This window comes from Limnospira sp. PMC 289.06, assembly GCF_032350395.1.
Classification (GTDB): domain Bacteria; phylum Cyanobacteriota; class Cyanobacteriia; order Cyanobacteriales; family Microcoleaceae; genus Limnospira; species Limnospira platensis.
Genome location: NZ_JARPLC010000064.1, coordinates 21250 through 28022, shown reverse-complemented (window position 1 = coordinate 28022; position 6773 = coordinate 21250). Strand labels below are relative to the sequence as shown.

Here is a 6773-nt window from a genome sequence, read left to right as displayed (position 1 = left end):
AAATTATCGGCTATTTATTCGGTTGGCGGTATCTGACGCACCCTACTAATGATGGGTATTGAACTTTAGGATGATGCAATTGATGATTAATGTACCACCACAGGTAGAAGACCCGATAGAGATTAACCGATAGTATGGGGTTAATGCTGATTTGTGAGGAAAATATCTGTTTATGGATATTAATTTAGTCTTAGGTGAAGTGGCAACAAATGCGCCTCATTTTCCAGTGGCTGCCACTTTATCCTTAGTAGTAGGGTTTATTGCAGCAGCTTCTATTGGTTCTATTGCTTGGTATAACTCTAAGCGTCCTGTCGGTTGGGAGGATAAAGAACGCCCGAATGTGGTTCCCAACATTAATAAATAGGGTAATTCATTCACCCAGCAACACAAGACAACTTAACTATTCTAGCACTAAATTGGAGAAAATTAAATCATGGCAACTCAAAAAAATAATCAAGCTACAGCAGGTGCTAACTACGATCGCAACATTATGTCGGCGGAAACAGCCGCCCGCATGGAAAGAGAAGGCGAGAACTTTAAAAAGACTCCTGACGCGGCGGAAGGAACTACAGATACTACGGCTGGTTATCGTATAAGTCGAGAAGGACTATTAGATAATTTTGCCATTGAACCAGAAATGTACGTTGAGGAACCTGGTGATTTACGCGAACAAGAACAGGCGGAACAAGCCGAACGAGTCGAAACCCTTAAAGAAGTTAATGAAACGGACGAAGAAGGTAAGTTAACTATGTCTGAAGATAACCGAGGTAAAGGAACCGGAATTATCTAATTACTCTGGTGGATATAGCGTTTCTCATATCCATTAAGGTACAGCCCACTCAAAGAGAAGCCGCTGCGCGTCTACACCCCAAACCCCTCTCCCCTATTGGGAGAGGCTTGTCCTGAGCTTGTCGAAGGAGGCTTTGAAAAGTACCTCACCAATCCACCGAATCGCTATAATCAATAATAATTGATTAGGTATTTACGGGGTGCGTCATTTAGTAGCTAATCAGCGGGGGTTTCTGCGGATTTGCTGGTGATGATGCACCCTCAAAGCTGTGGGTTAGTTTGCTTCTATTTGGGGGTGGTGACACGCCCTACGGAGGCTGTGGGAATAGCTGGTTTGGAAGTGACAACAACTAGGCGATCGGGGTGGATAAGTTCCCGGGCGACTTGGTTAACTAATGAGGGAGTTACCGCGTCGATTTTTTGGTAAAATTGATTAAGTTCTGTGGGGGGAAATTGGAATATTTCATTCCACATGATTATACCAGCGAGAAAGTCTGGGTCTCCCAAAGCTACACGATCGCTAGAAATTAGACTATGTTTAGCGGTTTCCACTTCGGAGGGGGTAACTCCCTGTTGCTGAACTTGTTTGAGTAGGGCGAGGGTTTTCTCGATTGCTAATGCTGCGTTTTCCGGTGCGGTTTGCATTTCGATATTGAAAGAACCCCAACCCCAGGCGCAATTAAACCAACTATACACGCCATAGGTGAGTCCGTGGCGATCGCGCAATTCCAGTCCTAGGCGACTTGACAAGGTGCTACCACCTAAGATGTGGTTAAGAACTAGGGCTGCATAATAGCGGGAATCGTGGCGGTCGATGCTAGGATGTCCCATGACTGTGACTGACTCCACTAGACCGGGTATCTCTTCCTGTAGCCAGACAAATTTGGCGGGGAGGGAAACGGGAGGCCAGGGATTTTTGCGGGCGGTGGTTTGGTTTTTCCAGGAGCCAAATTGGGTTTCGATTTGCGATCGCATCAACTGTGAATCAAAATCTCCAACCACCACCAAAACTGTCCCATCAGGGCGATAATAAGTTCTATGGAAATTCTGAATATCACTACGAGAGATGGCTCTGAGGCTGTTCTGGGTGGGGTAAATATACAGCGGGTGGTCTTTTGGGTAAAGCTGCTTTTGTAGGGCACGGTGGCTCACATAGGCGGGATTGTGTTCTGATTCTAGCAACTCAGATATCTGTTGTTGGCGGATCAGTTCTAACCATTTTTGGGGAAAGGTGGGATTTTGCAATACATCAGCTAAGGTTTCCAAAACCAGAAGCCAATCACCACTAAGGGCGGAAGCGGAAATATCTACCCCTTCGGTGGCGGTCCTGACCTCGATATTTGCGCCCCGATTTTCCAGACGACGGGCTAATGATTGCCCATTATAACTGACTGTTCCACTCATTAAATTTTCGGCAGTTAGTAGGGCTAACCCTTCCCGACCTGGAGGGTCAAATTCTTCGCCGGCTTTCACAAATCCCCGAATTGATATCGATGGGGTACTATTGTCAGCTAATAATAAAACTCGCATCCCATTATCTAGAGTGAAAGACTCCGGCGGGGTGATGGTGTGAACTTTGGCGGGGGGAATTTCTGGCAGATATTGGCTGATGGCTGCTGGGTCTGGGGGTTCACTAATGCGATGGTGTCTGGGAGTATGTATATTAAGTTTGGTGGCGGTGGAATTAACAGTATTTGCGTCTGTTATTGACTCGGTTTTGGTCTGGGTGGGTTCAAATCTTCCCAGGGTGCGATATTCTGGTTTGAGATAGATTTGGGCGACTTTTTGCACGTCTGCTGCTGTGACTTGGGCGATCGCTTTTAGATAGTCTTCGCTATAGCGATAATTGCCAGTTGTTGTCCAGTCCAAACCTAATTGCATGGCTTGACTGGTTAGATCACGATTTTCCAGAATAGAACTGGCAATAATTTGGGTTTTTGCCCGATCTAGTTCTTCGGTAGTTACCAGTTTTTGTTGGAGTTTGACAATCATTTTTTGCCAGGCTTTATCGAGGCGGTTCAGAGATTTAGTGGTGGTGGTGGTTCCCCACATTTCTAACCAACCTCCGGCACTTAAATTAATGACTGTACTGCCAGCATCGGTAGCAATTCCACTGTCGATTAATTCTCGATAAATCCGAGAACTACGACCACCATTATCTAAAATATAATCCAGGATATTCAGGGCGGGAATATCATCATGATTAATGGCGGGAATTGGATAAATTACTTGGCTAAATGGAACGGCTCCGGGTTCCTGGAGAATAATGGGTTTATTTGATGGTAAAATACTAGGCGGAAATGTACTGGGAATTTGTCCCCGCTGTACACGGGTCGGAGGTTCATCAGGGTTGGCAATGCCGCCAAATATTTCCTGAATGGTGGTGAGGATTGATGAGGGGTCAAAGTCACCAACGACAATTAAAACGGCGTTATCAGGGCGATAATTGAGATGGTAATAATAGCGGACATTTTCAACGGTGAAATTTTCGACATCGGCTTTAGTTCCACCAATCATTAAACCGTAGGGATGATGGGGAAATGCGGCTGTCATTACGGCACGATTTAGGCGATATTCAGGACTGTTTTCATAGCCCTGTAATTCGGAGATAACTACGCCTTTTTCTTGGTCAAATTGTGCTGGAGAAATGAGGGCATTTTTGAGGCGATCGCCTTCCAACATCAGAACAGTTTTTAAGGCATTAGATTCGACAGTATTATGATATGCTGTCTGGTCATAACCTGTAAAAGCATTAAAATCTCCCCCCAAGGTTTCTAACAAACTACCATATTGAATAGGGCGGGTAGTAGTCCCTTGAAACATCATGTGTTCTAGTTGATGGGCGATGCCATTATCCCCTGGTTTTTCATCTACTGATCCGATTTTATACCATACCTGGACTGTCACAACTGGTGCCGTATGGACGGGCTTGGTTAAAACAGTGAGACCATTTTCTAGGATGGTTTGAGTTACATTTTGGCTAGGGGAAATGGTGGTGTCTGTGCCTAAATTGGGTGGGAAGGATGGAGTTGCAATCACTTTAGTTAAAGGGTTAGTTACGATATGATAGATATCCCGATTGATGTCTAACAGCTCAAAAGTTGTTGAATCTCGCAGATACAGGATTAACTAATTATGGCTATAGATGCAATCAATTGTGATGATATTGGAGTTGTGAAAATGGGCAATTGAGAAGATGGTATGATTGACAATAAACATAAGTATCGGGTTATTTGATACTGGCAATAATGGCAGTTTCCCCATTTATATCTACTCTGATATTGATGGTTATTTGATGACTGAAAGAGGGATAGTTATTAACTGTTCCCTCTGCCAGTTTTCAGGTGGAATGATTAAGGGGTTTACCAGCCCATTGTCCCCGACCCACCTTTAAAAGGTCCGACAATATCTTGGGTAATCCAACCACCGTAAAAATCTCCGGGTTGAGATTGTACTAACTCATCATTAACATAACATTCATCCATGAGACTAGCATAAAAGCTGTAACAGTCTTGGATATCGACAAAATCGGGAGTTGGCTGCACATAACGCCAAGCGGCATTGGAGACTCGTTTATCTCCGACAATGATATCATAATAAACACAAATTCCCTTCCATTCGCACATAGTGCGGCGGGAAGTTTCCACAAGATATTCAAGTTTAATATCATCGCCGGGAATGTAGTATGTTGGGGGGTGGCTAGTTTCTAAAACCCGTTTAGCGTGGCGGGAGTCAGCGAGAGTAATGCCATTAAAAATAATCCGCAGGTGTTTATTGGTATCCTCCAATTTAGCGGGACGGGGATAGTCCCAAACTGATTCTTGTCCGGGACCAGGAGTAATCGGTGATGGTCTAAAAAAGCTCATATTTTGTGGTTTCAGGGTTTAATTAATTAGAATCCGAGGAAGGCGATGTTTAAATCCACAAAGGATTTCCCAGGAAATAGTGCCTAACTGTTGTGCCCAATCATCGGCGGAAATGCTATGATGGCGATCGCTTCCCAAAAGGGTGACAACTTCTCCGACCTGTAAATCAGGAATAGCAGTTACATCTAACATTAACTGATCCATTGTGATTGCGCCAATTTGGGGGACGAATTGACCGCGAATTAGGACTTTCATGCAGTTAGACAACTGGCGGGGTACTCCGTCAGCATAGCCGATACCGACAACTGCAATGGGAGTCCTTTGTTTGGCGATAAATTTATATCCGTAACTCACGCCACACCCGGCTTCAATGGTTTTGATTTGGGTAATACGGGCGCGAATACTCATGGCGGGCTGAAGATTAATGACCGATCGCAAATGAGGGGCGGGATATAATCCATAAAGGGATAAGCCGACCCTGACCATATCATAATGTAAAGCCCGATCGGTTAAGGTGGCGGCGGAGTTAGCCAGATGTAAACAGGGTTTGATAGTAGGGACAGATAAAAGGCTTGTATGTTCCTGAATTTGGGCTAAGACTTGTTGAAAGCGCCAATGTTGCTGATCCATAATGGTGCGATCGCGAATATCGGCGGTGGCGAAGTGGGAATATATACCAGAAATCTCTAAATTAGGTAATCCCCGCACCAGTTGCACAAATTCTAAGGCTTGTTCCCACCAAGTCCCCAGCCGTGACATTCCAGTATCTATGTTAAGTTGAACGGGTAGCGATCGCTGAATTGATTGGAGAGTTTCCGAGAAAAGTAGGGCTTGAGTGGGGGTGCATAAAGTGGGTTGTAGTCCCCAATGGGCGATCGCCTTGATCTCATCAGCAGTATGCACAGCCCCCAGGACCAAAATGGGCTGTTGAATACCTAAGCGCCGCAATTCCATACCTTCAGGAATGGTCGCCACGGCGAAATCGTCAACCCCAATTTCTGATACAATTTTAGCCACACTCACCGCCCCATGACCATAGGCATCTGCTTTAATTACGGCCATGAACCGAGTTTCCGGGGATAGTAGGTGGCGGATCTGTTTGACGTTATTGGCGATCGCCCAACGGTCTACTTCTACCCAAGCACGATGTTCACATTCACCCTCATAGTTATAAGTGCGATCATCCTGGGCTAGTGGCTTAGATTTCCTGCTAACCATTATCATTCCTTAGCGTGATAGTAGTTCAAATACACAGATACAGATATGGTCTGGGGATTTCCCAGCCCAGGCTAAAAAATTAAATATATGATAATATCGGGTCAAAATCATTAGATCGCAGCAATTTATTAGTATGGGCAATGTTCTGGTGTTGAATGCCTCCTATGAACCGCTCAATATCACGACTTGGCGGCGGGCGGTGGTCTTATTGTTGAAGGAAAAGGCGGAACAAGTTGAGCATAATGGTAGGTATCTGCTACCAGATTTTCCCTTCCCAACTGTGATCCGATTACGTCATTATGTCCGAGTCCCCTATAAAGAAATTCCATTAACCCGAAGGAATATCTTGCAGCGAGATTGCCACTCTTGTCAATACTGTGGCTATAAGGGGGATGAATTGACTGTTGATCATGTGATTCCGCGATCGCGCCAAGGGGGTGATACTTGGGAAAATCTGGTAACCGCTTGTGTGCGCTGTAATGTCAAAAAAGGCTGTCGCACCCCGAAGGAAGCGGAAATGCCTTTGAGACATCCCCCCCGAAAACCTTACAGCAGCCTTTATTTTGAAGTGACTCGACACCTCAAAAGTGGCATGAACCAAGAATGGCAAAAATATGTGATTGGCTTGTGAAGCCCCTGGATGCAATGATGACCCAGGGGTTTTTTGCATAGGGAGGTCTGGTGTTGCTACCTCGCCGACAATTGGGACAATGGCAAGCCAGATGTTCCCACGGCGGCTAGATACTCCACCCACCCAATATAGCAGTCTAAAGCCCCTCTCCCCATACGGCGCAATGTAGGGGCGGGTTCTACTGTTAATTACATAAGGGGGGGAGAAGATTAATAAACCCGCCCCCTCTCTCTCTGATACCCACCTGTTAATTACAGAAGGGGGGGAGA

At 45.4% G+C, this 6773-nt stretch carries 6 protein-coding genes; 3 read left to right on the top strand and 3 right to left on the bottom strand.

The window, feature by feature from the left end; genetic code table 11:
- Window positions 1-172 precede the first annotated feature (172 nt).
- Window positions 173-364 (top strand): photosystem II assembly protein Psb35, encoded by a 192-nt coding sequence (gene psb35, locus P5674_RS14260; protein WP_006615857.1) that lies wholly within the window; start codon window positions 173-175, stop codon window positions 362-364.
- 69 nt (window positions 365-433) lie between these two features.
- Complete coding sequence (locus P5674_RS14255; RefSeq protein ID WP_006615856.1) at window positions 434-790, top strand: hypothetical protein; 357 nt, start codon at window positions 434-436, stop codon at window positions 788-790.
- 284 nt (window positions 791-1074) lie between these two features.
- Here P5674_RS14255 and P5674_RS14250 read toward each other — a convergent pair whose 3' ends face one another.
- From P5674_RS14250 to alr, 3 genes are all read right to left on the bottom strand, one after another.
- Window positions 1075-3828: a M16 family metallopeptidase gene (locus tag P5674_RS14250; protein WP_006616657.1), complete on the bottom strand. Its 2754-nt coding sequence runs from the start codon at window positions 3826-3828 to the stop codon at window positions 1075-1077.
- 323 nt (window positions 3829-4151) lie between these two features.
- Window positions 4152-4655: a DUF427 domain-containing protein gene (locus P5674_RS14245; RefSeq protein WP_006616656.1), complete on the bottom strand. Its 504-nt coding sequence runs from the start codon at window positions 4653-4655 to the stop codon at window positions 4152-4154.
- Between the two features lie 18 nt (window positions 4656-4673).
- Window positions 4674-5873, bottom strand: coding sequence for an alanine racemase (gene alr / locus P5674_RS14240; RefSeq protein ID WP_006616655.1), 1200 nt, complete (start codon window positions 5871-5873; stop codon window positions 4674-4676).
- A 133-nt stretch (window positions 5874-6006) separates the two neighbouring features.
- Between alr and P5674_RS14235 the strand changes: the two genes are divergently transcribed.
- Window positions 6007-6504 carry an HNH endonuclease gene (locus tag P5674_RS14235; RefSeq protein WP_006616654.1) on the top strand — a complete coding sequence of 166 codons (498 nt, stop codon included), beginning with the start codon at window positions 6007-6009 and terminating at the stop codon, window positions 6502-6504.
- Window positions 6505-6773: the final 269 nt, after the last annotated feature.

Coding starts and splice junctions, on each gene's coding strand:
- psb35 (WP_006615857.1), top strand. CDS start 173: ATGGATATTAATTTAGTCTTAGGTGAAGTGGCAACAAATGCGCCTCAT.
- P5674_RS14255 (WP_006615856.1), top strand. CDS start 434: ATGGCAACTCAAAAAAATAATCAAGCTACAGCAGGTGCTAACTACGAT.
- P5674_RS14245 (WP_006616656.1), bottom strand. CDS start 4,655: ATGAGCTTTTTTAGACCATCACCGATTACTCCTGGTCCCGGACAAGAA.
- alr (WP_006616655.1), bottom strand. CDS start 5,873: ATGGTTAGCAGGAAATCTAAGCCACTAGCCCAGGATGATCGCACTTAT.
- P5674_RS14235 (WP_006616654.1), top strand. CDS start 6,007: ATGGGCAATGTTCTGGTGTTGAATGCCTCCTATGAACCGCTCAATATC.